The sequence below is a fragment of the Streptomyces sp. NPDC005898 genome (assembly GCF_040629635.1).
GTDB lineage: Bacteria > Actinomycetota > Actinomycetes > Streptomycetales > Streptomycetaceae > Streptomyces.
The window spans coordinates 38,028-62,087 of sequence record NZ_JBEXWC010000003.1 but is presented as its reverse complement, the minus strand read 5'-3'; the positions used below and the strand labels follow the sequence as shown (position 1 = coordinate 62,087).

General features: G+C 73.3%; 22 protein-coding genes. 13 read left to right on the top strand and 9 right to left on the bottom strand.

Annotated features, from left to right (window positions below; genetic code table 11):
- Position 1: 1 nt before the first annotated feature.
- Both ABZ385_RS05500 and ABZ385_RS05495 read right to left on the bottom strand, forming a co-directional pair.
- Positions 2–901 (bottom strand): MBL fold metallo-hydrolase, encoded by a 900-nt coding sequence (locus ABZ385_RS05500; RefSeq protein ID WP_358589130.1) that lies wholly within the window; start codon positions 899–901, stop codon positions 2–4.
- Between the two features lie 212 nt (positions 902–1,113).
- Positions 1,114–2,022, bottom strand: coding sequence for a LysR family transcriptional regulator (locus ABZ385_RS05495; RefSeq protein WP_358909820.1), 909 nt, complete (start codon positions 2,020–2,022; stop codon positions 1,114–1,116).
- A 111-nt stretch (positions 2,023–2,133) separates the two neighbouring features.
- Here ABZ385_RS05495 and ABZ385_RS05490 point away from each other — a divergent pair, with 111 nt between their 5' ends.
- The 3 genes from ABZ385_RS05490 to ABZ385_RS05480 are packed head-to-tail and all read left to right on the top strand — an operon-like array spanning position 2,134 to position 5,323.
- Complete coding sequence (locus ABZ385_RS05490; protein ID WP_358910267.1) at positions 2,134–3,174, top strand: fumarylacetoacetate hydrolase family protein; 1,041 nt, start codon at positions 2,134–2,136, stop codon at positions 3,172–3,174.
- Between the two features lie 44 nt (positions 3,175–3,218).
- Positions 3,219–4,349, top strand: a complete 1,131-nt coding sequence (locus tag ABZ385_RS05485; RefSeq protein WP_358909819.1) for an FAD-dependent oxidoreductase — start codon at positions 3,219–3,221, stop codon at positions 4,347–4,349.
- Between the two features lie 35 nt (positions 4,350–4,384).
- Positions 4,385–5,323, top strand: coding sequence for a VOC family protein (locus tag ABZ385_RS05480; protein WP_358589137.1), 939 nt, complete (start codon positions 4,385–4,387; stop codon positions 5,321–5,323).
- A gap of 27 nt (positions 5,324–5,350) precedes the next feature.
- On the opposite strand, the gene thrS is transcribed toward ABZ385_RS05480, so the two are convergent.
- A complete protein-coding gene (gene thrS, locus ABZ385_RS05475) occupies positions 5,351–6,577 on the bottom strand; it encodes a threonine--tRNA ligase (RefSeq protein WP_358910265.1) in 1,227 nt (408 codons plus the stop codon).
- A gap of 371 nt (positions 6,578–6,948) precedes the next feature.
- On the opposite strand from thrS, the gene ABZ385_RS05470 reads away from it, so the two are divergent.
- Both ABZ385_RS05470 and ABZ385_RS05465 read left to right on the top strand, forming a co-directional pair.
- Entirely contained in the window at positions 6,949–7,122 is a 174-nt protein-coding gene (locus ABZ385_RS05470) for a hypothetical protein (protein ID WP_358589139.1), read from the top strand.
- 49 nt (positions 7,123–7,171) lie between these two features.
- On the top strand, positions 7,172–7,438 hold the full coding sequence (locus ABZ385_RS05465; protein WP_358589141.1) for a hypothetical protein: 267 nt from the start codon (positions 7,172–7,174) through the stop codon (positions 7,436–7,438).
- A 125-nt stretch (positions 7,439–7,563) separates the two neighbouring features.
- Here ABZ385_RS05465 and ABZ385_RS05460 read toward each other — a convergent pair whose 3' ends face one another.
- The gene (locus ABZ385_RS05460; protein WP_358909817.1) at positions 7,564–10,362 is read right to left on the bottom strand and encodes a BTAD domain-containing putative transcriptional regulator; all 2,799 of its coding nucleotides are present in this window, start codon (positions 10,360–10,362) and stop codon (positions 7,564–7,566) included.
- A gap of 397 nt (positions 10,363–10,759) precedes the next feature.
- Here ABZ385_RS05460 and ABZ385_RS05455 point away from each other — a divergent pair, with 397 nt between their 5' ends.
- The 6 genes from ABZ385_RS05455 (at position 10,760) to ABZ385_RS05430 (ending at position 16,808) form a co-directional block, all read left to right on the top strand.
- A complete protein-coding gene (locus tag ABZ385_RS05455; protein ID WP_358584498.1) occupies positions 10,760–12,001 on the top strand; it encodes a cytochrome P450 in 1,242 nt (413 codons plus the stop codon).
- A 53-nt stretch (positions 12,002–12,054) separates the two neighbouring features.
- Positions 12,055–12,708 (top strand): HAD family hydrolase, encoded by a 654-nt coding sequence (locus tag ABZ385_RS05450; protein WP_358584499.1) that lies wholly within the window; start codon positions 12,055–12,057, stop codon positions 12,706–12,708.
- Between the two features lie 204 nt (positions 12,709–12,912).
- Positions 12,913–13,755, top strand: coding sequence for a SigB/SigF/SigG family RNA polymerase sigma factor (locus tag ABZ385_RS05445; protein WP_358584500.1), 843 nt, complete (start codon positions 12,913–12,915; stop codon positions 13,753–13,755).
- 105 nt (positions 13,756–13,860) lie between these two features.
- Complete coding sequence (locus ABZ385_RS05440; RefSeq protein ID WP_358909815.1) at positions 13,861–15,363, top strand: ornithine decarboxylase; 1,503 nt, start codon at positions 13,861–13,863, stop codon at positions 15,361–15,363.
- A gap of 61 nt (positions 15,364–15,424) precedes the next feature.
- Positions 15,425–15,679 carry a hypothetical protein gene (locus ABZ385_RS05435; protein WP_358698161.1) on the top strand — a complete coding sequence of 85 codons (255 nt, stop codon included), beginning with the start codon at positions 15,425–15,427 and terminating at the stop codon, positions 15,677–15,679.
- Positions 15,680–15,785: 106 nt separating this feature from the next.
- Complete coding sequence (locus ABZ385_RS05430; protein ID WP_358909813.1) at positions 15,786–16,808, top strand: PHP domain-containing protein; 1,023 nt, start codon at positions 15,786–15,788, stop codon at positions 16,806–16,808.
- Between the two features lie 37 nt (positions 16,809–16,845).
- On the opposite strand, the gene ABZ385_RS05425 is transcribed toward ABZ385_RS05430, so the two are convergent.
- The 4 genes from ABZ385_RS05425 to ABZ385_RS05410 form a co-directional block, all read right to left on the bottom strand.
- Entirely contained in the window at positions 16,846–18,942 is a 2,097-nt protein-coding gene (locus ABZ385_RS05425) for a xanthine dehydrogenase family protein molybdopterin-binding subunit (protein ID WP_358909811.1), read from the bottom strand.
- 42 nt (positions 18,943–18,984) lie between these two features.
- Positions 18,985–19,980: a xanthine dehydrogenase family protein subunit M gene (locus tag ABZ385_RS05420; RefSeq protein WP_358909809.1), complete on the bottom strand. Its 996-nt coding sequence runs from the start codon at positions 19,978–19,980 to the stop codon at positions 18,985–18,987.
- Positions 19,977–20,510 carry a 2Fe-2S iron-sulfur cluster-binding protein gene (locus ABZ385_RS05415; RefSeq protein WP_358584506.1) on the bottom strand — a complete coding sequence of 178 codons (534 nt, stop codon included), beginning with the start codon at positions 20,508–20,510 and terminating at the stop codon, positions 19,977–19,979. The genes ABZ385_RS05420 and ABZ385_RS05415 overlap by 4 nt, the downstream gene beginning before the upstream one ends.
- A 194-nt stretch (positions 20,511–20,704) precedes the next feature.
- The gene (locus ABZ385_RS05410; RefSeq protein ID WP_358909807.1) at positions 20,705–21,571 is read right to left on the bottom strand and encodes a LysR family transcriptional regulator; all 867 of its coding nucleotides are present in this window, start codon (positions 21,569–21,571) and stop codon (positions 20,705–20,707) included.
- A 117-nt stretch (positions 21,572–21,688) separates the two neighbouring features.
- On the opposite strand from ABZ385_RS05410, the gene ABZ385_RS05405 reads away from it, so the two are divergent.
- Positions 21,689–22,114: a pyridoxamine 5'-phosphate oxidase family protein gene (locus tag ABZ385_RS05405; RefSeq protein WP_358584508.1), complete on the top strand. Its 426-nt coding sequence runs from the start codon at positions 21,689–21,691 to the stop codon at positions 22,112–22,114.
- A gap of 109 nt (positions 22,115–22,223) precedes the next feature.
- A complete protein-coding gene (locus tag ABZ385_RS05400; protein WP_358584509.1) occupies positions 22,224–22,775 on the top strand; it encodes a TerB family tellurite resistance protein in 552 nt (183 codons plus the stop codon).
- Between the two features lie 91 nt (positions 22,776–22,866).
- On the opposite strand, the gene ABZ385_RS05395 is transcribed toward ABZ385_RS05400, so the two are convergent.
- A complete protein-coding gene (locus ABZ385_RS05395) occupies positions 22,867–23,925 on the bottom strand; it encodes a vWA domain-containing protein (protein ID WP_358909805.1) in 1,059 nt (352 codons plus the stop codon).
- Positions 23,926–24,060 lie beyond the last annotated feature (135 nt).

The following is a 24,060-nucleotide window of genomic DNA, read 5'->3' as shown; positions in this document are numbered from 1 at the left end:
GTCACCAGCGCAGGGCGGTGAAGTCCACGGGCCGGGGGCGCAGGGTCGCCGTCCGGGCGGTCAGCGCCCGCATCCGCCGTGCCGCTTCGGTGACGGTCAGCTGCCTGCGGTCGCCGTGCCCGGGCAGCAGCCATTCGAAGCGGAGCCGTTCGGCCGTGCGGGCCAGCGAGGCCGCCAGCTCCTCGATGGAGTACCAGGTGACGCTCTCGGCCACCTCGATGTCCCCCGTCGTGCGCGACCAGTAGAAACTGTCCCCGCTGAAGCAGTACCGCTCATCGGCGACGTACAGCACGCTGCCCCGGGTGTGGCCCGGCAGCGGATGGGCGAGGACGCCGTCGCCGATCTCGACGCTCCGCGTTCCGCGCAGCACGTGGTCCGCGTCCGGCGCCGCGTCCAGATCACCCTCGTGGATCCACAGCGCGGCCCCTAAGCGGTCGGCGTACCGCCGGCCGTGCGCGGCGTGGTCCCGGTGGGTGAGCAGGACGTCCGTGACGGGCCCGATCCTCTCGTACCGGGCCGCCAGCGCCTCGCTCCAGCGCGGGGTGTCCACCATCATCAGGTTCCCTGAAGGGCGGCGCAGCAGGTAGGCGTTGGCGCCCGCGGTGCGCTGGGAGTTGTGCCCGCAGAACAGGACGGTGTCGTCGACGGGCAGGGGGTAGGGGTCCCGCTCCTCTTCCAGCCGCCCGGAGGCGGGCCGGATCGAACGGGTGTGGCAGGCGAACGCGGCGGCGTACAGCAGGCGTTCCTCCGCCGCGTCGCGCGGCTGGCGGAGGATCTCGGAGCGGCCGTCGACCTCCCGGATGAGATCGGGGGCGAGCTGCCTGGCGACGTCGCAGTTCGTGCAGCGGTCGTCCACGGACCAGCCGGAGGTCAAGGGCCGGTCGGCCAAGGCGTCGTTCACGGCGTGACTCACTTCCTGTGGGGTGGGGGAGTGGACCAGGTCCTGTCCCACCAGGGGTATCCCGGCGCCGACCCGAAGAGGAAGGGGGTCGGACCCTTGTTTCCCCGGGGCCGGGCGTCTCTCAAAGAACCACCGGTGTGAGGTGGGCATGACAAGGCAAACGTTTGCCGCGAGGGGTCGCTCGGACCGCCGAGGGGCGCGGTGCGGTGGGGTCAGATGTCGTGCAGCCCCCGCCCCACGCGCACCGCCGTGGCGCGCAGCCATCTGTGCGCCGCGTCGTGCGTGTGGACGGGATGCCACCACAGGGCTTCCTGCACGGGTACGGCGTCATAAGGGGGCCGCATGACGCGCACCGGCGCGACCCCGGCGAGCAACCGGGCCAGCCGCTCCTGGACGAGCGCGATGCGCCGGGTGCCCGCGACCATCAGGGGCAGCACCTGGAAGCTGTCGACGGACACCTCCACGCGGGGCTCGACACCGAGCATGCCCAACTGCCATACGGCCGGGGTGTCGTAGGCGCGCTGGTAGGTCACCCAGGGCAGCCGGGCCAGGTCGTCCCGGGTCAGCTCGGCCGCGACCTCGTCGTTGTCGTCGGCGACGAGGAAGACCCAGCGGTCCTCGTACAGGTCGGCGTAGGGCAGGTCGCTGACGATCCCGTGCGGCATGAAGAGCCCGTCATGGGCACTGAGCGCGGTCCCGGTCTCCTCCACCGGGGCAGCCGGCATGCGCGTGAACCGCAGGCGGACGCCGGGAGCCTCGCGGTGGATCACCCGGGCGAGTTCGGCGCCGAGGACGGCGACGGCGTAGTCGGAGGCCATGAGCGTGAACTCCCGGCTCTCCGTGGCCGGTTCGAAGGTCGCCTGGGTGCTGAACAACCGCTCGAGGAGGTCGTACGCCGTCCCGGTGCGGTCGAGGAGGACCTGCCCGAGGGCCGTGAGCTCGTACTGTCCGCCGGTGCGGGTCAGCAGGTCGTCGCCGAAGTGGCGGCGCAGCCGGGCCAGCGCGGCGCTCATGGCGGGCTGGCTGAGGCCGACGCGCCGGCCGGCGCGGGTGACGTTGCGCTCTTCGAGGAGGGCACGCAACGCCACGACGAGGTTGAGGTCGAGGCGGGCGAGATTCACCGGGTCCCTCCGCGATATGACGGCTCTGACCTGTGACTATAAAGGCAGCGGATGTACGGCATCCATGCAATCGATTTCCCTGATGTGGTGTCGGGGCGTCAGATTGGTGGCATGGCCATCAGGAGGACATGTTCCGTGCAACCCGCGCTCCCTTCCGAGCCCTTCGCCGGTCCCTTCGCCCTCGGCACCCTGTCCGGCCCCGACGGCCCCGCCTTCCCGGCGCTCATCACCCCCGACCGGCGCGCGCTGGACCTCCGGCCGACCCTGGGCGACGCCACGGCGACGACCCGCACCGTCCTGGAACGGTGGGACGAACTGCTGCCCGCTCTGCGCGCGTTGGCGACGGACGCGGGCGCGGAGCGGCGGCCGCTGGCGGACTTCAGGGTGCACGCCCCCGTCGAGCCGCGCCAGGTCTTCCAGTGCGGCGCGAACTACCGCAAGCACGTGATCGACCTGCATGTCGCCCACCGCGACCCCGCCGACGGCCGCTCGGCCGAGGAAGCGCGGGCCGAGGCCGCGAAGCTCATGGACCGGCGGGCGGCGGAGGACCTGCCGTACGTCTTCATCGGTCTGCCGAGTGCCGTCACCGGCCCCTACGACGACGTGACGCTGCCCGCCTGGGCCGAGAAGCCGGACTGGGAACTGGAGTTGGCGGCGGTCATCGGACGCACCGCCCACCAGGTGCCCGCGCGCGCGGCCCTGGAGTACGTCGCCGGCTACACGATCGCCAACGACCTCACCGACCGCGCCGGTGTCTTCAGGCGGGACATGCCGCAGATCGGAACGGACTGGCTGCGGTCGAAGAACGCGCCCGGCTTCACCCCGCTCGGCCCCTGGATCGTCCCCGCCGAAGCGATCACCGACCCCGGCGACCTGCGTCTGACGCTGAAGCTGAACGGCCGGACGATGCAGGACGAGACCACCAAGGACATGATCTTCGACGTGGCCCGCCTGGTCGCGTACGCCTCGCACACCGCACGGCTCCTGCCCGGCGACCTCGTCATGACGGGCTCCCCGGCCGGCAACGGCATGCACTGGGGCCGGCTCCTGCGCGACGGCGACGTCATGGACGCCTCCATCACCGGACTCGGCGCACAGCGCACCCGCTGCGTGGCGCCGGACGCCCGCCGCGCGGCGCGGGCGACACCGTGAACCCGACCGCCGCCCCGCGGCCCGTACACCAGAGGAAATCCCCCATGAGCACACCCCGCAAGGTCCTCGTGATCGGCGGCGGCACGGCCGGCAACGCCATGACGATCCTCCTGCGCCGCGCCGGTGTGACCGTCGACCTGATCGAGGCGAAGGACGACTGGAACGCCACCGCCGGCTCCGGGATCACCTTGCAGGGCAACGCCCTGCGGGTCCTGCGCGAACTCGGCGTGTGGGAGCGGGTGCGGGCATCAGGCTGCGGCTTCGACGCGGTCGGGATCAACGCCCCCGACGGCACGGTCCTGCACGTCGCCCACGACATCCGGAGCGGCGGCGACGACCTGCCCGCCTCCCTCGGCATGCGGCGCCCACGCCTCCAGCAGATCCTCGTCGAAGCCGTCCGGGCCAGCGGTGCCGACGTGCGGCTGGGCACCACGGCCGACGCGCTGGACCAGGACGCCGACGGGGTGACCGTCCGCTTCAGCGACGGCACGGAAGGCCGCTACGATCTGGTGATCGCCGCCGACGGCCTGCGCTCCGCCACCCGCGCGGCCATCGGCATCACCACCGTGCCCGCCCCGACCGGCCTGGCCGTCTGGCGCGTCGCCGCCCCACGCCCCGCCGGAGTGGCACACGCCGAACTCGCTTATGGCGGGCCCGCGTTGATCGCGGGCTACTGCCCCACCGGCGACTCCACTCTCTACGCGTTCGTGGTCGAGGCCCAGCGCGACCGCGGCGCCATCCCGGCTCAGTCGTACGCGGACGAGATGAGCCGGACGACCAAGGGGTACGGCGGTCACTGGCCCGAGATCACCGCGCACATCACCGACCCGGCCCGGGTCAACTACACCTGGTGCGAGCAGCTGCTGGTCGAGGGCTCCTGGCACCGGGGCAGGGTGGTCCTCGCCGGGGACGCCGCCCACTGCTGTCCGCCGACCATCGCCCAGGGTGCCGCCATGTCCCTGGAGGACACCCTCGTCCTCGCCGAACTGCTCACCACCACCGCCACGTGGGACGACGCGCTGTTCCATGCCTACTACCAGCGCCGCATCCCGCGGGTGCGGGCCGTCGTGGAGGCGTCCGTGCAGATCGGCCGGTGGCAGCTCGACGGGGTGCGCGACGCCGACCTGCCCGGCCTGATGGCCCGCGTCACGGCCCTGCTCACGCAATCGCCCTGAGCCAGCCCTTCGCCGCTCCCGCCCGAGGAGGAACCATGAGCGCACGCCTGCTCACCCACCTGCGCCACGTCGACCTGGCCGTACCCGACCACGACAGGCAACTCGACTTCTACGCCGGCGTCTGGGGACTGACCAAGGTCGCCGAGGACTCAGGCATCTCCTTCCTCGCCGCCGAGGGCTCGCCCGAGCAGTACGTCGTACGGCTGCGCGAGGCCGACGAGAAGCGGCTCGACCTCGTGTCCTACGGGGCCGCGAGCCCCGCGGACGTGGACACGCTCGCCGAGCGGCTCCTCGCGGGCGGCGTGCGGTTGATCACCCGCCCGGGGAGGATCGACACCCCCGGTGGCGGCTACGGCTTCCGGTTCTTCGACGTCGACGGCCGCACCATCGAGGTGTCGGCCGACGTCGCGGTGCGCCGGCACCGCAGGATCGAGGAGAGGGAGGCGATCCCGGTCAAACTCTCCCACGTGGTGCTGAACTCCGCCGATCTGAACAGGACCCGCCGGTGGTACGAGCGCCACCTCGGCTTCGTCCTGTCCGACACGCTCGGCTCGCCGCACACGGGCGAGATCCTGCACTTCATGCGGATCAGCGACCAGCACCACTCCATGGCCATCGCGCGGGGGCCGCACACGGCGCTGCACCACGTGTCGTTCGAGATGCGGGGCATCGACGAGTTCATGCGGGGCTCGGGCCGGGTGATGCGGGCCGGTCACCGCAAGATCTGGGGGCCGGGCCGGCACCTGGCGGGCGACAACACCTTCACCTACTTCCTGGACCCGCACGGCAACACCGTGGAGTACACCACCGAGCTGGAGTGCCTGGACGAGGACACTTGGCACCCGCACGTCCACGACTTCTCCCGGCCCGAGGTCACCGACCAGTGGGGCACCGCCGGCGCGATGAACGAGCTGGTGGCCAAGGAGTCGTTCAACGACCCCGACCGAGGGGTGTTCGTCGCGCCGCCGGTCTGAGCCGCCGCGAGGCCGATCACCGGCAGCTCAGGACTCCCCTCCCTCCGCCTCCCACAGCTCGGCCCGGCGCGCCGAGACCAGCGCCTCGACGCGGGCCACGACCTCGTCGGCCGGCAGCGCGTCGAGCCGGCGCCCGTCGCGCAGCCGCAGCGCGACCCGGCCCGCGGCGGCCTCCTTCGGCCCGATGACCGCCTGATAGGGCACGAGCCGGGCCGCCCGCACCCGGGCGCCGAGACTCCTCTCCCCGGACACCTCGGCCCGCAACCCCGCCCGCGCGCACCGCCGTGAGAACGCCTCGGCGTCGGGCAGCTGGGCCTCGGAGACCGGGAGGACCACCAGCTGGGTGGGGGAGAGCCAGGCGGGGAAGGCACCGCCGTGCACCTCGATGAGGTGGGCGACGGCTCTCTCCACACTGCCGATGACACTGCGGTGGACCATCACCGGACGGTGCTTCGCGCCGTCCGCGCCGATGTAGTGCAAGTCGAACCGCTCGGGCTGGTGGAAGTCGATCTGGACGGTGGAGAGGGTGGACTCCCGGCCCGCCGCGTCGGCGACCTGCACGTCGATCTTCGGCCCGTAGAAGGCGGCCTCCCCCTCCACGGCCTCGTAGGGGACACCGGAGTTGTCGAGGACCTCGCGCAACAGGGCGGTGGACCGCCGCCACTTCTGTGCGTCGGCGACGTACTTGCCGCCGGGCCCCGGCAACGAGAGCCGCAGGCGCGCCGGGCGGATGCCGAGGGCCGCGTACGCGCCGCGGATCATGTCCAGGGCGGCCCGCGCCTCGTCGGCGGCCTGCTCCAGGGTGCAGAAGATGTGGGCGTCGTTGAGATGGATGGCCCGCACCCGGCCCAGTCCGCCGAGGACGCCGGAGAGCTCCGCCCGGTACATGCCGCCGAGTTCGGCCATGCGCAGCGGCAGCTCGCGGTAACTGTGGGAGCGGGAGCGGTAGATCACCGCGTGGTGCGGGCACAGGCTCGGGCGCAGCACGACCTGCTCCCCGCCGACGTCCATCGGGGGGAACATGTCCTCGCTGTAGTGCGCCCAGTGCCCGGAGATCTCGTACAGCTCCCGCTTCCCGAGCACCGGCGAGTACACATGGCGGTAGCCGGCCCGCCGTTCGGTGTCGCGGATGTACTCCTCCAGGGCGTGCCGGACGGCGGCGCCCTCGGGCAGCCAGTAGGGGAGGCCGGCGCCGATCAGGGGATCGGTGCCGAACAGGCCGAGTTCGCGGCCGAGTCTGCGGTGGTCGTGCATCGTGGTCTCCTCGACGGGATCGCGCACATAAGGACGCGGGTTCGGGCGAGTGACCGCGAGAGAGAGCCCCGGGGCACTCGCCCCGGGGCTCTTGACTCTGGAACATCGGTCAGCGCGCCGGGACACTCTCCGGCGTCGTCGTCTGATGCATGGCGCGCTTCATGCGGAGGACCGTAGCAAGGGGGCCCGTCCCGGGAAATCGATTAATCCGCCGGTCCGTGCGGCCCACCGCTGCCTGTGAAAGTGGTCACAAGGCCCGGGCCGATGATCGGGGCCGGGTGCCGTTCGCCCACGGAGTTCGCGTAGGGTCGCGGATCGGCCACCCCACGGCCGATGCCCATCACATGTCCCCGAACAAGGAGCCGCAGGTCATGACGGCCAATGATGTCACTCAGGCGCCGATATACCACACCCTCGTCCAGGAGCACGGCGACGTCCTCGCCACGGCCCGCAAGGCCGCGGAGGAGACGCAGCAGACGGCCCAGGACGTACTCGACTTCAGCACGCCGTCCAGAGTGAGCGCGCCCGCCGATCCCGCCTCCTGACGGCGGCCCCGACTCGCGTGGCCCCTGTCCGATCGGCCAGGATGGCGCGATGGACTACGAGTTCTGGAAAGAGATCCACGAACGGGGCGGCATCCCGGCGGTCAAGAGCGCCCTCGCGGAGCTCCCCGAGGATCTGCCCCCGCAGGACGCGGACGCCGCGGCCGAGCTGGCCCTCAGGGTCATCGAGGAGGACATCGCCCGCATCAACGACCGGGCGGACCGCGCCGAGGCGACGGCCCGGGCCCTGGCCGAACAGACCGCCGAGGTGAACCGCCGGCTCGGCGGCCACGGGGCCGGCGACGCCGCCGGCCGCTGAGCGGGGCGCCGCACCCGGCCCGGGTCATCGGGGTCGGTGAGGCTCCCGGCGGCGGGCCGACCGGCGGTCACCGAGGCCGTCGTACCTGAGGTCTTCCCGGGCCGTCGGCCAAGCGGCGCCGCCCCTCACGTACGAGCCATGAGCCGCACCATCGCCGTGTCGTACCGCGCCTGGAGCCCCGCGTCCGCCGAGACCCGCAGCAGCGCCCCGAGGGCCCGCACCGCGCCGTCGTCGTAGCCGCACGCCTCCGCCTCGGCCGCCGCGTTCTCCAGGCGCCGGATGCCCTCGGTCTCGTCGCCCATGCCCAGCAGCGCCTCTCCGACGGCCGTCAGCAGCAGCACCCGGGTCGCCGCCGAGGTCTCCGCGGGGGAGTCGAGGTCGAGCGCCGCGAGGGCCGTCTCGTGTGCCGCCTGCCACTCCCGGGCCTCCAGCCGGTGCCGGGCGAGGTGGCCGAGGGCGAGGCGTTCGGTGTGCCGGTCGCCGACGCTGTGCGCCAGCTCCGCCGCGAGCGCGCACCCCTCGGCCGCCTCGTCGGGGTCGCCGAGCGCCGCCTGGGCCAGCGACAGGTTGATCAGCGCGGTCGCCTCGGCACGCGTGTCCCGCGCCCGCGCGGCGAGCGCGGGCGCGGCCTCCAGGTGGACGAGCGCCTCCGCGACCCGGCCCTCCTCGGTGAGCACCCAGCCGAGCAGGGCCAGGACACGTGACTCGGCCCGGGCGTCCCCGTCGGCCCGTGCCGCCTCAAGTGCCATACGCAGCAGGGGAGCCCACCCGTCCCGCACCCGCCACACGATCTGCGGCCACATCCCGAGGACGAGCCGCCACGTCCTGCCGTGCAGCCCCGCCGCGTCCGCGGCGGCGGCCGCCAGCGTCACGTCGTCGCGTTCGGCCGCGTACCAGGCCATCGCCTGCTCCCGGTCCGTGAACTCCCGCACGGCCCGCGGCGGACGGAAGTCGTCGGGCAGGGTGAAACACGACTCGTCGCCCGGCTCGGCGGCGTCCGCGGCGGCCAGGGCCGTGGCCACGGTCAGGTCGAGCACCCGCCGCAGGGCGTCGCTGTCCGCGTCCAGACCGCGCGCGTACAGCCGTACGAGGTCGTGCAGGGTCCAGCGGTCCGGACCGGCGCGCACCACGAGGTGGGCGGCGGTGAGCTTGTCCAGCGCGGCCTCGGCGGTCGCCGGGTCGGTGTCCGCGAGCGCCGCCGCCGCGTAGCGGTCGACGTGCGTCCCCGGGTGGCGGCCGAGGTGGGCGAACTGCCGGGCGGCGCTCGCCGGCAGCCGCCCCACGGTGAGCCGCAGGGCGGCGCGGACACCGGTGTCCTCCACGTCCAGGAGGCTCAGCCGGCGCGACTCGTCGGACAGTTCGGCGCACATCACGCTCAGCGGAGCCTCCGGCTGGTCCGCCAGCCTGGCGGCGGCCACCCGCAGCGCCAGCGGCAGCCCGCCGCACAGTTCCGCGAGGCGGCGCGCGGCCACTTCCTCCGCGCGGACGCGCTCGGTGCCGAGGACCGCCGCGAGCAGGGCGGTGCTGTCCTCCGGTTCGAGTACGTCCACCGGTACGGGGCGCGCGGCGTCGGAGGCGATCAGGCCGCGCAGGCGGTAGCGGCTCGTCACCACGGTGACGCAGCGCGCGCCGCCCGGCAGCAACTCCCTGACCTGCTCGGACGCCCGCGCGTTGTCGAGGACGACCAGCAGCTGACGCTCGCCGGCCAGGGAACGGAAGAGCGCGGACGCGGCGCCCTGCGACTCCGGGATCCGGCGCGGCGCGACCCCGAGGGCCAGCAGGAACTCCCGCAGCACCTCCAAGAGCGCGGGCTCCCCGGTGTCGCTGAACCCCCGCAGGTCGGCGTAGAGGAGGCCGCCGGGGAACTGCCCCCGGTTGCGGTGCGCCCAGTGCGTCACGAGCGCCGTCTTGCCCACGCCCGCCGGCCCGGTGACCAGACAGACCGGCGCCTCACCGGCGGCGGCCCGGGACAGCGCGGTGAGTTCGGCGGCCCGCCCGTGGAAACCGCGGGGCATGCGGGGCAGCAGATCGATCGTGCCGGACGGCAGCGAGGGGGCGGGCACGTGCGCCGCGACCGGCGCGGCCAGGGGAGCGGCGGCGAGCGAGGGGGCGGGCGCGGGCGCGGCGCCAGACACCGGGCGCCGCCCCGACGAGTTGTGCGAACGGCCGTCCTCGGCGTCCTCACCGGTCCCCTGGAGCGCGGCCGCGTACGCGTCGGCCAGCTCCCGGCCCGGATCGACGCCCAGCTCGTCGGCGAGCACGCGGCGGGTCCGGTGGAACCAGTCGAGCGCCTCCGTCCGGCGCCCCGCCCGCTGGAGCGCCCGCATCAGCGCGGCGGACAGCGACTCGCGCAGCGGGTGGACACTCGCCTCCGCCCGCAGCACGGCGGCGGCCCGGGCGTGCTCGCCCATCCGGGCGTACGCCTCGGCCAGCGACTCCACGGACGCCAGCCGGAGCTCCTCCAGCGCCTGGGCGGCGGCCTGCAGCGGCTGGCTCGGGTACGCGCCGGTCAGCGCGGGACCCTGCCACAGCGACAGCGCCTCCTGATACATCGCCACGGCGTCGGCGGGCGCCCGCTGACCGCGGGCCAGCGTCACCAACTCCTCGAAGCGGTGGGCGTCCAGCAGCGACTCCGGCATCCGCAGCACGTACGCCGTGCCCTGGGTGACCAGCTCGACGCCGAACATCTCGGCCTCCGCCTCGGCGAGCAGGACCCTCAGCCGCGACACGTGCCCCTGGATGACGCCGCGAGCGCGCGCGGGCGGCTCCTGGTCCCACAGCGCCGCCGCCAACTGGTCCACCGGGACGGGGTGGTTGGGTCTGAGCAACAGCGCGGCGAGCAGGCTGCGGCGCTTGGCGGGCCCCAGTGGCACCACGCCGACCTCGGTGGCCACGGACACCGCTCCGAGCAGCCGGAACTCCACTGATGCAACTCCTCTGCGGGACAAAGATCCAGATTACCGGAGTCGCACACCTGTCCCGCTGTCGGAGGGGCCCCTGGGCAGGGCGCCCTCCGACGGGGCCCAGGCCACCCGCGCTCCCCGTCGGCCTCACCCCCGGTACCGCCGACTGAAGCCGATTCGCCCTGATTCCGGTCTCTTCGCTCTGGTTCACGTGCGCTTCCTGGGGCACCCGATGACCGTGATCCGCCGATCATCGAAAGCCTGATCGACGGAGCGCCGCAGACCGAGCCGGACGCCGGCCGGGGAAATGCACGCGGGTCCTGCTTCGGTCAGGATGCGGGGAGGGCCACCACCCCGTACTCGACGGCCGCCGCCCCCGCACTCCACGGCCCGCGTCCCCGCCCCACAGGAGGACCTCATGCTGGACCAGACGCTGCCGCTGCTCACCAAGGGCTACGCGTGGCTCCCCGACCTGAGCCGCCGCGAGGGCCCGGGACCCGTACGCACCCGCCTGCTCGGCAAGCCCGTCGTCGCGCTGCGCGGCCCGGCGGCCGTCCCCTTCTTCTACGACGAGAACCACGTCCGCCGCCGAACGGCCCTGCCCGAACCGGTCCTGAGCACGCTCTTCGGCAAGGGCGCGGTGCACACCCTCGACGGCGACGAGCACCGCACCCGCAAGGCCCTGTTCATGTCGGTGCTCAAGGACCCCGCGGGCGTCGCCGCGCTGGCCGAGCGCGTCGCCGACGAGTGGGAACGCTCCAGCAAGGAGTGGATCGGCCGCAGCCAGGTGACGCTGTTCGACGAAGTGAGCGTGCTCATCACCCGGGCCGTCTGCGCCTGGGCCGGCGTCCCCCTGACGGAGCACCCGGACGACGAAGCACGGCGGACCGCCCACGACCTGGTGACCATGGTCGACGGATTCGCCACCGCCGGCCCCCGCCACTGGCAGGCCCGGCGCGCCCGGCAGCGCCAGGAGCAGCGGCTCGCCCACCTGATCGAGGACATCCGCGCAGCCGACCTCACCCCGTCGGACCGCGGTGGGGCGGCCCCCTCCGTGGTGGAGGCCGTGGCCGCGCACCGCGAGGCGGACGGACAGTTCCTCGACCCCCGCACCGCAGCCGTCGAACTCCTCAACGTCCTGAGGCCCACGGTCGCCGTCACCTGGTTCACGGTCTTCGGCGCGCACGCGCTGCACCGCCACCCCGCGCTGCGGGAGCGCCTCGCCACGGAAGGCGAGGACTACGCCCGCGCCTTCGCCCACGAGGTGCGGCGCTTCTACCCCTTCGCGCCCTTCGTCGCGGGCCTCGCCCCCGCCGACCTGGACTGGCACGGAGAACCGATCGCCGAGGGCACCATGGTCCTGCTCGACCTCTACGGGCAGAACCACGACCCGCAGCTGTGGGAAGCGCCCTACACGTTCGACCCCGAGCGCTTCACCGGCCGCGAACCCGGCCGCGACGAACTGGTCCCGCAGGGCGGCGGCGAAGCCGGCGAGGGACACCGCTGCCCGGGCGAGGACGTCACCCTGGCCGTGCTGACCGCACTCCTCCCGCGCCTCGCCCGGCTCGACCACCACGTCCCCGAGCAGGACCTGCGCATCCCCCTGAACAGGATGCCCACCAGGCCGCGCAGCGGCTTCGTCATCACCGACGTGCGCTGAGCCCCCATCAGGACCGGCAACCGACACACACAGAGAGGGAACGGTGGAAAGCCATGGCGCGTGCCGCGCTGTTCGACGTCGACGGAACGCTCGCCGACACCAACCACCTGCATGTGACGACCTGGTGGGAAGCGTTCCGCCAAGCGGGCCACGACGTCGCCATGCACGACATCCACCACGCCATCGGCCTCGGATCCGGCGACCTCATCGCCCATCTGCTGGGCGAGGACCGCGACCGCGACCGCGACGAGGAGATCAGCGCCGCACACAGCACCCTGTACGGCACGTACTTCGACCGGCTGCCCGCGCTCGACGGCGCCCGTGACCTCCTGCACGCCTGCCACGACCGGGGCCGGCGCATCGTCCTCGCGACCTCGGCGGGCGGGGCGGAACTGGGCGCGCTGCGCCGGGCCATCGACGCCGACGACGTCATCGCGGGCATCGCGAGCGCGGACGACGTCTCCTCGGGGAAGCCCGCTCCCGACCCCGTCCACCACGCCCTGGACCTCGTTGGGTGCGCCCCGCGGGACGCCCTGTTCGTGGGCGACACCGTCTGGGACATGCGGGCGGCGGCCCGCGCGGGCGTACGGAGCATCGCGCTGCTCTCGGGCGGCATCCCCCGCGCCGACCTGGAGGCGGCCGGCGCCTCCGCCGTCTACGCGGACCCCGCCGACCTGCTGAGCCACCTGGACGACGAGGTCGGCTGAGCCGGCCGGCGGCCGCCCCTTCCCTGCGCGCACATGCGCGCGGGGAAGGCTGTTTGGCCCTGAATCCGAAGGGCAGGCGGATAACGTGCTTCGGACCGGAGGCGCGTTCGCGGGAGCGGTGTGTTCACTCCCGGGATGCCTGTCACCGGGGCGCCCCGTTTCTCGCGGTCACTGTTGGCGGCACCGCTGAGGAGCGACATACTGATGCTTACCGACCTCACCGCATACTCCGCCCGGCGTCGCACGACGACCCGGCACCCCCACAACGACGCCCCGGACACCGCGGCGGACTTCGTCCGGCTCGCCTCCCTCGAGGACGGCCCCGAGCGCGAACTCCTCTGCGAGGAGATCGTCGAGGCATGGCTGCCCATGGCACACCGGATCGCCGGCCGGTTCCGGAACAAGGGCGAGAGCATCGAGGACCTGCAGCAGGTCGCGGCGATGGGCCTGGTCAAGGCCGTCAACCGGTACGAGCCCGGGCGCGGCGCCTTCGAGAGCTACGCCGTGCCCACCATCACCGGCGAACTGCGCCGCCACTTCCGCGACCGCATGTGGGACGTGCGCGTCCCCCGGCGCGTGCAGGAACTGCGGAACAAGGTGCGCGTCGCACGCCGCGAACTGCTCGACATGCCCGGCAGCGGCACCGGCCGCGAGCCCGGCATCCCCGACATCGCCCGGCACGCCGGACTCACCGAGGACGAGGTCCGCGACGGCATGGAGGCCATGGAGGGCTACAGCGCCCTGTCGCTGGACGCCGAGATCTCCTCCGCCGACCCCGACGGCTTCAGCCTCGCCGACACCCTGGGCGCCCCCGACCCCGCGTACGACTGCATCACCGACCGCGAGGCGGCCAAGGCGGGCCTGCGCCAACTGCCCGAGCGCGAGCGCACCATCTTGTACCTGCGCTTCTTCGAGGACATGACGCAGAGCCGCATCGCGGAGGAGCTGGGCATCTCGCAGATGCACGTCTCCCGCCTGATCAGCCGCAGCTGCGCCCGCGTCCGCGCCGAGGCCGGCTACGGCGCCGAGCACGCCCAGGCCGCGTGAGCGCCCCGCGCCGCCGCGCCCGCACCGGCCAAGAGCCCAACGGCCCGCGCAGCCGGTTGCCGGGCGCCCGGGTTGGACGGCGCGAGAGCGGGGAACGCGTGACCCATGTCGCCTGATCACACACGTGCCCCCGTCCTGGAGGCCCTCGCCGAGTACCGCGACAAGGGCAGGCTGGGCTTCACCCCGCCCGGCCACAAGCAGGCCCGCGGCGCCGACCCGGCCGTGCGCGAGGTGCTGGGCGACGCGGTCTTCCACGGCGACGTGCTGGCCTCGGGCGGACTCGACGACCGGCGCACCCGTGGCCGCGTCCTCGAACGCGCCGAACGCCTGATGGCGGACGCCGTGCACGCCGAACACACCTTCTTCTCCACCTGCGGCAGCTCGCTCTCGGTCAAGGCGGCCATGCTGGCCATCGCGAGCCCCCACACGAAGCTGCTCGTCGGCCGCGACGCCCACAAGTCCGTCATCTCCGGGCTGATCCTCTCCGGCATCGAGCCGGTGTGGGTCGAGCCCCGGTGGGACGAGAAGCGCCACCTCGCCCACGCGCCGGGGGCCGAGGACTTCGAGGCGGCGTTCGCCGCCCACCCCGACGCGCGAGGAGCCCTGGTCACCAGCCCCACGCCGTACGGCGCCTGCGCCGACCTGCGCCGCATCGCGGACGTCTGCCACCGCCGCTCGCGGCCGCTCGTCGTGGACGAGGCGTGGGGCGCCCACCTGCCCTTCCACCCGGACCTGCCGTCCCGGGCGATGGACGCGGGCGCCGACATCTGCGTCACGAGCATCCACAAGATGGGCAGCGGCCTGGAACAGGGCTCCGTCTTCCACCTCCAGGGCGACCTGATCGACCCGGAGATCCTGGGGAACTGCGCCGACCTCCTCGGCACCACCAGCCCCTCCACCCTCATCTACGCCGGACTCGACGGCTGGCGGCGCCAGATGGCCCTGCACGGCCACGACCTCATGGGGAGGGCGCTGGACCTCGCGGCCGAGGTGCGGGCGGCGATCGAGGAGATCGACGGACTGCACGTCAACGACCGCGACGACTTCTGCGGACCCGGCCTCGCGGCGGACTTCGACCCGCTGCCGGTGATCATCGAGGTCGACGGGCTGAGCACCAGCGGCTACCGCGCCGCGGACTGGCTGCGCCGCCACCACGCCCTCGACGCGCACCTCAGCGACCACCGCAGGATCAGCGCCCAGATCACCCACGCCGACGACCACGAGACGACCGGCGCACTGCTGACGGCCCTGCGCGAACTGGCCCACGCCGCGCCGAAACTGCGCCCCGCGCCGCCGGTGGAGGTGCCCCGGGGCGCCGAACTGCGCATGGAACAGGCCATGCACCCCCGCGACGCCTTCTTCGGCCCCGTCGAGGACGTGCCGGTGGGCGAGGCGGCGGGCCGGATCGCCGCCGAGATGATGACCCCCTACCCGCCCGGCATCCCCACCGCGCTCCCCGGCGAGCGGCTCACCGAGCCGGTGCTGCGCTATCTGCGCAGCGGTGTGGCGGCCGGGATGAACCTCCCCGACGCCAAGGACGGCGAACTGAACACCGTGCGCGTGGTCGCCGAACGAGCGGCCCCCACCACCCGTGAAGACCACCCGTAAAGATCACCCGTAAAGACCACTCGTAAAGTCGAGAAAGCACCGAAGGAACGGAGCACAACCCATGGTCGAGCGCAATCCCGCGTCCCCGGGAGAGGACGGCCCGCCCATCCCCAGGGACCTCCCGGACCAGCAGGCCTCGGACGACAGCAACGACCCCTGGGAGCTGGACATCGAAGTCGCCGCCCCGGGAGACGAGGAGAAGGGCGCCGACGACGACGTCCCCGACACGGACGAGGCCGGAACGGGCCGGCGCGACACGTCCGACGACGACGTGTCCCTCTCCGAGGATCCGCCGCCGGAGGAGCCCACCGCCTGAGAGCACCCCCGGAACGGGCCCGCTCGCCGTGCCCCGCGGCCCGTGATGGGCGACGCTGGAGGAACACGTACACCCGCCGGCACGAGAGCGGCGGCCGGAGGTGCCGATGGACCCCGTGGAGGCGCTGGAGCGGATCGCCTTCCTGCTGGAGCGCGGTCGCGCCCCGACCTACCGCGTGCGTGCGTTTCGCACCGCGGCCTCGGTGGTCGGGGCGCTGGCCGACGGCGAGGCCGCCCGGCGCGCCGCCGACGGCTCCCTGGAGTCCCTGAAGGGGGTCGGGCCCAAGACCGCGGGCGTGGTCCGCGAAGCCCTCGCCGGCGAGGAGCCGGGCTATCTGCGGCGCCTCGAAGAAGAGGCGCGGGACCCGCTCACCGAAGGCGGCGCCGAACTGCGCGCCCTGCTGCGCGGCGACTGCCACCTGCACTCCGACTGGTCGGACGGCGGCAGCCCCATCGAGGAGATGGGCCGCGCGGCCCGGGCCCTCGGCCACGAGTGGGCCGTACTCACCGACCACTCGCCGCGTCTGACCATCGCCCGCGGCCTGTCACCGGGGCGCCTGCGCGAACAACTGGACGTCGTGGCCGACCTCAACACCCGCTGGGCACCCTTCCGGCTGCTCACCGGCATCGAGTGCGACATCCTCGACGACGGCTCCCTCGACCAGGAGCCCGAACTCCTCGACCGCCTGGACCTGGTGGTCGTCTCGGTGCACTCCAAACTCCGCATGGACGCCGCCGCGATGACCCGCCGCATGGTCGCCGCCGTCAGCAACCCCCGCGCCGACGTGCTCGGGCACTGCACCGGGCGGCTCGTCACCGGTCGCGGCAGGCCGGAGTCCCGCTTCGACGCCGACGCGGTGTTCGCCGCGTGCGCGGCGGCGGGCACGGCCGTGGAGATCAACAGCCGCCCGGAGCGGCTCGATCCGCCGCGCCGGCTGCTGCGCCGCGCCGTCGACGCGGGCGTCCTGTTCTCCGTGGACACCGACGCGCACGCCCCGGGCCAGCTGGACTGGCAGATCATCGGATGCGCGCGGGCCGAGGAGTGCGGGGTGCCGGCCGAACGGGTGGTGACGACGTGGACGGCGGACGAACTGCTGGCCTGGACCCGGGAGAGCCGGGCCAGGTCCTGACCCGGCGGGCGCGCCGAGCCGCCGTCGGACGCCCGCCTCAGCCGAGGCCCTCCAGCACCCGGTCCGGCGTGAGGGGCAGCTCCCGCAGCCGTACGCCCGTCGCGTGGTGCACGGCGTTGCCGATGGCCGCGGCCGTCCCGACGATGCCGATCTCCCCGATCCCCTTGCTGCCCATGGGGTTCAGATGGGGGTCGTCCTCGTCCACCCAGTGCGCCTCGATCGCGGGCACGTCCGCGTGCGCCGGCACGTGGTACGAGGCGAGGTCGCACTCCGCGAAGTCGCCGAACGCCGCGTCCATCGTGCTGCTCTCCGTCAACGCCATCCCCAGCCCCATCGTCATCGCGCCGACGAACTGCGAACGCGCCGTCCGGGCGTTGAGGATGCGCCCCGCCGCGTAGACGCCCAGCAGCCGGCGCACCCGCACCTCGCCGGTCACCGTGTCCACGCCGACCTCGGCGAAGTGCGCGCCGAAGGCGTGCCGCGCGTAGTCGCTGTCCGCGTCCGCGGTGCCCGCCGTGTCGGCGGTGGCGCCCACCCCCTCCGGCGGCAGCTCCTGCCCCCGCTGCCCGGACAGGCGGGCGGCCAGCCGCGTACACGCCTCATGGACGGCCCAGCCCCACGAGGCCGTCCCCGAGGAGCCGCCCGCCAGCGGCGCCGAGGGCAGGTCGCTGCTGCCGATGTCCGTCCGCACCCGGTCCACCGGCACACCGAGGGCGTCGGCGGCGACCTGCGCGAGCACGGTACGGGCACCCGTACCGATGTCGGTGGCGTTGACGCGCACCACGAAGCTGCCGTCCGGATGGGCGTGCGCGCTCGCCCGGCTCGGCGAGGCGAGCGCCGGATACGTCGCGGAGGCGACCCCGCTGCCCACCAGCCACGGTCCCTCGGTGCGGGAGCGGGGCCGCGGATCGCGCTCGGCCCAGCCGAAGCGCCGGGCGCCCTCGCGCAGGCACTCGGCGAGGTGACGGCTGCTGAACGGCTTGCCGCTGTCGGGCTCGGTCCGGGTGTCGTTGCGCAGCCGCAGCTCGATCGGATCCATGCCGAGGCGTACGGCGAGTTCGTCCATCGCCGACTCCAGCGCGTACATGCCGGGCGCCTCACCGGGAGCCCGCATCCACGACGGGCTCGGCACGTCGAGCGGCAGGACCCGATGCGTGGTGCGGGCGTGCGGCGAGGCGTACATGACGCGCGTGGCGGCGGCCGCCGTCTCCACGAACTCCTTGATGCGGGAGCTGTGCGAGGTCACCTCGTGGATCACGGACGTCAGCCTGCCGTCCACCTCCGCGCCCAGGCGCACCCGCTGGACGGTCGGCGAGCGGTGCCCCACCACCGTCGCCAGCTGCCGGCGCGGCAGGGAGAGCTTCACCGGCCTGCCCGTCACCCGCGCGGCCATGGCGGCGAGCACCACATGGGGGCGGGGCGTGCCCTTGGAACCGAAACCGCCGCCGACGTGCTCGGAGACGACCGTGATCCGCTCCGCGGGCAGCGCGAACATGCCCGCCAGGGTGTCGCGCACCGTGGTGGCGCCCTGGCTGGAGTCGTGGACGGTCAGCCGCCCGTCGTCCCACCGCGCGGTCGCCGCGTGCGGCTCCATGGGGTGGTTGTGCAGCGGCGGTACGCGGTAGACGGCGTCGACGCGCACCCGGGCGGCGTCGAACGCGCCGTCGGCGTCCCCGCGCACATGCTCCCCCGAGGTGCCGTCGGTGTCCTCGGGGACATAGGCCTCGGGGTGCCGCGCGCTCAGGGCGACCTCGTGCGGTCCCTCGGCGTAGCCGACCCGGACGGCGGCGGCGCCCTCGCGGGCCGCCTCCAGCGTCTCGGCGACGACGAGCGCGACGTACCAGCCGCGGTGCGGCACACGCTCGTTCTGCAGCACCGCGAGCGTCGCGTCGTCCGGCTCGACCAGGCGGGGCGCGTTCAGATGGCTCAGCACGTCGATGACCTCGGGCAGCGCGAGGGCGGCCGTGTCGTCGACGACGGTGACCTTGCCGCGCGCCACCGTGGCCGGGACCGGCCAGGCGTAGGCGCAGCCGTCGGGCGTGTGCTCGGCGGCGTACCGGGCGGTCCCGGTCACCTTGGCGGGGCCTTCCCTGCGCTCGGTGGGCGCCCCGAGAGCGCTGCTGGTGTCCGGCATGGCGTGTTCTCCCTGGAGGGCGGGGGATGAGCGGGGCCGAGGTCAGGAAACGAGGGACGCGCCGGCCAGGCGCCGCAGGACGTCGCACGCGAGGTTGCGGGCCAGGGGCACCTTGAAGGCGTTGTCCCGCAGCGGCTCGGCGTCGGCCAGCTCGGCGTCGACGGCCCGCCGGAACGCTTCCTCGGCCGGCGGCCCGCCCACCAGCTCCCGCTCGGCGCGCCGCGCACGCCAGGGCCGGTGCGCGAGGCCACCGAACGCGATCCGCACCTCGCGTACGACGGAGTCCTCGACGTCCAGGACGACGGCCACGGAGGCGAGCGCGAAGGCGTACGAGGCGCGGTCACGGGCCTTGCGGTAGGCGGCGGGCAGCCCCGCGGTCGCGGGCGGGATCAGCACACCGGTGATCAGCTCACCGTGCCTCAGCTCCGTCTCCACGTCGGGACGCACGCCGGGCAGCCGGTGGAACTCGGCGGCGGGCACGGCCCGTCGGCCGCCCGCGCCGTACAGCTCCACCTCGGCGTCCAGCGCGGCCAGCGCCACCGCCATGTCGGAGGGGTGCGTGGCGATGCACTGCGAGGAGTGGCCGAGGACCGCGTGGTCGCGGTGGACGCCGTTCCGCGCCGCGCAGCCACTGCCCGGCTCCCGCTTGTTGCACGGCTTGCCGAGATCCTGGAAGTAGGGGCAGCGGGTGCGCTGGAGCAGGTTGCCGCCGGTCGTGGCCATGTTGCGCAGCTGGCCGGACGCGCCCGCGAGCAGCGCCTGGGACAGCACCGGGTAGCGGGCGCGCACCAGGGGATGGGCGGCCAGGTCGCTGTTGCGCACCGTCGCCCCGACGCGCAGGGAGCCGTCGGGCAGTTCCTCGACCGCGTCCAGGGGCAGCGCGCTGACGTCGACCAGCGTCCGAGGCCGCTCCACGCCCAGCTTCATCAGGTCGACGAGATTGGTGCCGCCGCCCAGATAGCGGGATTCGGGGCGGCCCGCGTGGGCCGCGGTCGCCTCTTCGACGCTGTGGGCGCGTACGTACCTGAAGGACTTCACCGGGCCACGTCCTCCACTGCCTCGACGATGTGCGGATAGGCGCCGCACCGGCACAGGTTGCCGCTCAGCCGCTCCCGGATCTCGTCCCGGGTCAGCTGGACGGGCGAACCGGGCTCCAGGGCGGGGTCCGTGACGTGCGAGGGGTGACCGGCGTCGGCCTCCGCGATGGCGCCGACGGCCGAGCAGAGCTGCCCCGGCGTGCAGTACCCGCACTGGAAGGCGTCGCGCTCCACGAAGGCCCGTTGCAGGGGGTGCGTCCCCTCGCCGTCGGGGGAGCGCAGGCCCTCGACGGTCGTGATGTCACGCCCCTCGTGGGCGATGGCGAGCAGCAGGCAGCTGTTCGCGCGGCGCCCGTCGACGAGGACGGTGCAGGCACCGCACTGGCCGTGGTCGCAGCCCTTCTTGGCGCCGGTCAGGTCCAGCCGCTCGCGCAGGACGTCCAGCAGCGTCGAGCGGTGGTCGACGGTGAGGCGGCGGGACTCGCCGTTGACCGTCAGGCGCACTTCCGACCGGAACACTTCGGTTCCCATGAGGCTCTGCTCCCTCGTCGCACATGGTCCATGCGGTGACCGCTTGTCCAGCCTGAGTCAGAACACACGTCCCGGCACGCCGGGACTCCCCGGGAAGGGGTGCCGCACGGCCGCGTCGGCCCGCGCACGCTCCTGGCCGCGGTCCGCTCATCGGGCCGCGCCCACTACGCCGTCGGAGGGAGTACGGATCGCGTTCACGCGCCGTCCGTCGCGATGATCTCGCGTACGACGGCCAACAGGTCCCCGATCGCCGGATGCTGCCCCGGCCCATCGCGCCAGGCCAGCACGAGCGGGACGGGCGGTGCGTCGACGAGGGGGCGGTGGACCAACGAGGGGTGCGCGTGCTGGCTCGGGGTCGCCGACGTGGAGACCCCGATGGCGCGCCCGGCGGCGATGGCCATGAGCCACTCGTCGGTGTTGCCGACCTCGACGGTCGCCACCGGCCGGGCCGAGGGCGGCCACAGCTCCGGCGTCGTGGTGCCGGAGACGCTGTTCAGGGCGATCGGGTGGGCGGCGAGGTCCGCCAGGGTGACCCGGGGGAGGGCGGCCAGCGCACTGTCCGCCGGCATGACCGCCACCCGCTCCTCGCTCAGCAGCAGCTCCGTACGCAGTCCGGGCGCGGTGATCGGCCCCCGCAGCAGGGCCGCGTCGACCTCGCCCCGCGTGAGGCCCGCCGTGCGGTCGTCGACGCGCAGCAGCTCCAGCGGGACGCCGGGCCGGGTCTCGTCCCAGCGGCGCAGCAAGGCGACGGTGTGGTCGCCGAGCGCCGCCCAGGTGTGCCCGAGCTTGAGGGGCCACGTGCTCGATCCGCGGGGGTCGAGGGCGGTCTCGACGGCGGAGAGCGCCACGGCGGCCTTGTCACGGAACGTGCGGCCCCGCGCGGTCAGTTCCAGATGGTGCGTGGAGCGGTCCACGAGGCGGGCCCCGAGGTGGTCCTCCAGCTGGCGCAGGGTCCGGGAGAGCGCGGGCTGGCTCAGATGGAGGCGGGCGGCGGCCCGGGTGACGTTCCCCTCCTCGGCGATGGCGAGGAACGCGCGCAGGTGGCGCAGCTCGATGGTCATGCCTCGGGAGCATAACCGCGGGCCCTCGACACGACGGGGCACGCGGAATACGTGTCCCGGGCGGTGGAGTTGAGGACCATGTCGAGAGCCCCTGGCCGTACCGCCGAAGGAGACCCCATGCCCCTCAGCGTCGAAGAGCGTGAACAGTTCCTGGCCGAACCCCACATCGGAGCGCTGGCGGTGGCCGCGCGGGACGGGCGCGCCCCGCTCACCCTCCCGATCTGGTACCAGTACACCCCCGGCGGCGAGCTGTGGGTGATGACCGGACGCCACTCCAAGAAGGGCCGGCTGATCGAGGCCGCGGGACGCTTCTCGCTGATGGTCGACCGCCTGGAGCCGACCGTCCGCTACGTCTCCGTGGAGGGCCCCGTGGTCCGCAGCGAGGACGCCACCCTCGAGAAACTGCGCGAGATCAGCGCCCGCTACCTCGCCGCGGACAAGGTGGAGGAGTACGTCGAGTTCGCGTCCCGTGACCACGGCGAACAGGCCGTCTACTACCTGCGGCCCGAACACTGGTACTCCTCCGACCTGGGCTCGGTCTGACCCGCCCGGACCCACCGCCCGAGGTGGAACTTCGAGGTACCCGAGGTCGTTGCCAAGGGGACGCGCGGAACACGCGCGGCCAGGCGAACGCGTAACCGAGGTGGCACGGATGGCGATGTGGGACCGGCTCAAGGACCAGGCCAAGGGTCTGCAGCAGCAGGCGCAGGGGGCGCGGGGCTCCAGCGGCCACGGACGGCCCGGGTCGGGGTCCGGCGGGGGATCGAAGGCTCAGCTCGTCGGCGTGCTCAAGTCCCAGCTGGCCTCCCTCAAGACGGAGCTGAAGAGCGGTGCCTACCGCGACGCCAGCATGGCCATGTGCGCCCTGGTCGCCGCGGCCGACGGGTCCGTCGACCCGGCCGAGCGCCAGCACGTGGAGTCGCTGATCCTGCAGAACGACGTCCTGCGGAACTTCCCGCCGGAGCAGCTGCGTCAGCGCTTCAACAAGCACGTGGACCAGCTGACCTTCGACTTCCAGCAGGGCAGGACGGCGGCCATGCAGGAGATCGCCAAGGCGGCGAAGAAGCCGATGGAGGCCAAGGCCGTCGTCCAGACCGGCTTCGTCGTCGCCGGCGCCGACGGGTACATCGCCCCGGCCGAGGAGCAGGTCCTGCGCGAGGCGTGCGCGGCCCTCGGGGTCTCCCCGCAGGAGTTCGGTCTCTGACCGCCCGTCGCGCACCACGGACCGGGGCCCGCACCGCGAGGTGTGGGCCCCGGTCCGCGTCATGGCGGGAGCACCCTTCAGCGGCGGCGCCTCACAGCATGATGAGCAGACGCGTGTGCGGCTTGAGTTTCCTGTTCACCGAACGGCTCTGCACATAGACCTCCAGCTTGGGATTGTTGCCCGCCTTCACCGAGACGGTCCCCTGGATACCCGACCCGAACAGAAGGCTGCGCGCGGCGTCACCGGTATAGGCGCGGTCGGTTTCCTTTTCCACCACGATGACTTCCTTGTTCGGCTGGACCTGTGCCCGCGCGCCCAACTGGTAGTAACAAGAGCCGCGTTCATAGGTCACCCCCGGATGTGAATCGACGAAGGGGCGGATCTCGACCTCCTTGTCGACCTTCAGCAGCCGGTACATGTTCGCCGGAATGGGTTCGAGAGTCGCCCGCACGTCGTCGATGGATATGTCCTGGCCGACGGCGAACAGATTCTTCGTGCCCCGCACACCCTGTTCACGCGCCCGGAGGAAACTGGTGGCGGCGGCGCGCACGGTGCCGATCGCCTCCTCGACGCCCTCCTGGGAATCCGCGTCCCAGATCGCGATGTTGCCGGCCGGGAAGCCGTAGTTCTGCGCGGTCCGCTTGGCCAGGGAGTTCGGCACGAGGATCGCGGAGGTCCAGTGCTCGGGCAGGCCGCCCATCTTCGCCGCGATCCTGTCGAGCCAGGGGCCGAGGATGGCCATGTCGCCGTCGTGCCGCCGGTCGCCGCCCGAGGCGTTCTCCTCGCCGTCCGTCACCACGATCTGCAGGAAGCTGTGCTCCCCGTACTCCTCCCAGATGTGGCCCAGGTCGTCCAGGGATTTCAGGGAGGCCTCGATCAGAGCAGTCGCCCCGTTGTTGACCCGATACAGGCCCCGCATGGACGGCAAATGCTTCACGTCCATGTCCCACACCAGATTCTCCACCCGGTGGTCGAAGGAGTAGAGGCTGATACGCGTCTCGTGGCCGAGGCTGTCCGATTCGGCCTTCAATCCCACGACGAACTCGTCCACGACCCGCACGAGTTGATCCTGATGCGGACGCATGGAACCCGAACAGTCCACTACCAGTGCGACGTGATTCACCTTGTGCTGAATCCTGTTGGCAGACATGCTGACGCTCCCCCTTCGCCGAGGCTTGCCGAGTGATTTCACTCTATGGGGAGGCACTGACAACGGCCCTTGGCCGCCGCCCCGCCCCGATGTGCAGCGCCCGCCGCCCGCCGCTCCTCCGGCGGCGGACGGTGC

What these genes read in the sequence shown, in the direction of transcription:
- ABZ385_RS05490 (WP_358910267.1), top strand. Translation starts at nt 2,134, where the DNA reads ATGGCCATCAGGAGGACATGTTCCGTGCAACCCGCGCTCCCTTCCGAG.
- ABZ385_RS05485 (WP_358909819.1), top strand. Translation starts at nt 3,219, where the DNA reads ATGAGCACACCCCGCAAGGTCCTCGTGATCGGCGGCGGCACGGCCGGC.
- ABZ385_RS05480 (WP_358589137.1), top strand. Translation starts at nt 4,385, where the DNA reads ATGAGCGCACGCCTGCTCACCCACCTGCGCCACGTCGACCTGGCCGTA.
- thrS (WP_358910265.1), bottom strand. Translation starts at nt 6,577, where the DNA reads ATGCACGACCACCGCAGACTCGGCCGCGAACTCGGCCTGTTCGGCACC.
- ABZ385_RS05470 (WP_358589139.1), top strand. Translation starts at nt 6,949, where the DNA reads ATGACGGCCAATGATGTCACTCAGGCGCCGATATACCACACCCTCGTC.
- ABZ385_RS05465 (WP_358589141.1), top strand. Translation starts at nt 7,172, where the DNA reads ATGGACTACGAGTTCTGGAAAGAGATCCACGAACGGGGCGGCATCCCG.
- ABZ385_RS05455 (WP_358584498.1), top strand. Translation starts at nt 10,760, where the DNA reads ATGCTGGACCAGACGCTGCCGCTGCTCACCAAGGGCTACGCGTGGCTC.
- ABZ385_RS05450 (WP_358584499.1), top strand. Translation starts at nt 12,055, where the DNA reads ATGGCGCGTGCCGCGCTGTTCGACGTCGACGGAACGCTCGCCGACACC.
- ABZ385_RS05445 (WP_358584500.1), top strand. Translation starts at nt 12,913, where the DNA reads ATGCTTACCGACCTCACCGCATACTCCGCCCGGCGTCGCACGACGACC.
- ABZ385_RS05440 (WP_358909815.1), top strand. Translation starts at nt 13,861, where the DNA reads ATGTCGCCTGATCACACACGTGCCCCCGTCCTGGAGGCCCTCGCCGAG.
- ABZ385_RS05435 (WP_358698161.1), top strand. Translation starts at nt 15,425, where the DNA reads ATGGTCGAGCGCAATCCCGCGTCCCCGGGAGAGGACGGCCCGCCCATC.
- ABZ385_RS05430 (WP_358909813.1), top strand. Translation starts at nt 15,786, where the DNA reads ATGGACCCCGTGGAGGCGCTGGAGCGGATCGCCTTCCTGCTGGAGCGC.
- ABZ385_RS05425 (WP_358909811.1), bottom strand. Translation starts at nt 18,942, where the DNA reads ATGCCGGACACCAGCAGCGCTCTCGGGGCGCCCACCGAGCGCAGGGAA.
- ABZ385_RS05415 (WP_358584506.1), bottom strand. Translation starts at nt 20,510, where the DNA reads ATGGGAACCGAAGTGTTCCGGTCGGAAGTGCGCCTGACGGTCAACGGC.
- ABZ385_RS05410 (WP_358909807.1), bottom strand. Translation starts at nt 21,571, where the DNA reads ATGACCATCGAGCTGCGCCACCTGCGCGCGTTCCTCGCCATCGCCGAG.
- ABZ385_RS05405 (WP_358584508.1), top strand. Translation starts at nt 21,689, where the DNA reads ATGCCCCTCAGCGTCGAAGAGCGTGAACAGTTCCTGGCCGAACCCCAC.
- ABZ385_RS05400 (WP_358584509.1), top strand. Translation starts at nt 22,224, where the DNA reads ATGGCGATGTGGGACCGGCTCAAGGACCAGGCCAAGGGTCTGCAGCAG.
- ABZ385_RS05395 (WP_358909805.1), bottom strand. Translation starts at nt 23,925, where the DNA reads ATGTCTGCCAACAGGATTCAGCACAAGGTGAATCACGTCGCACTGGTA.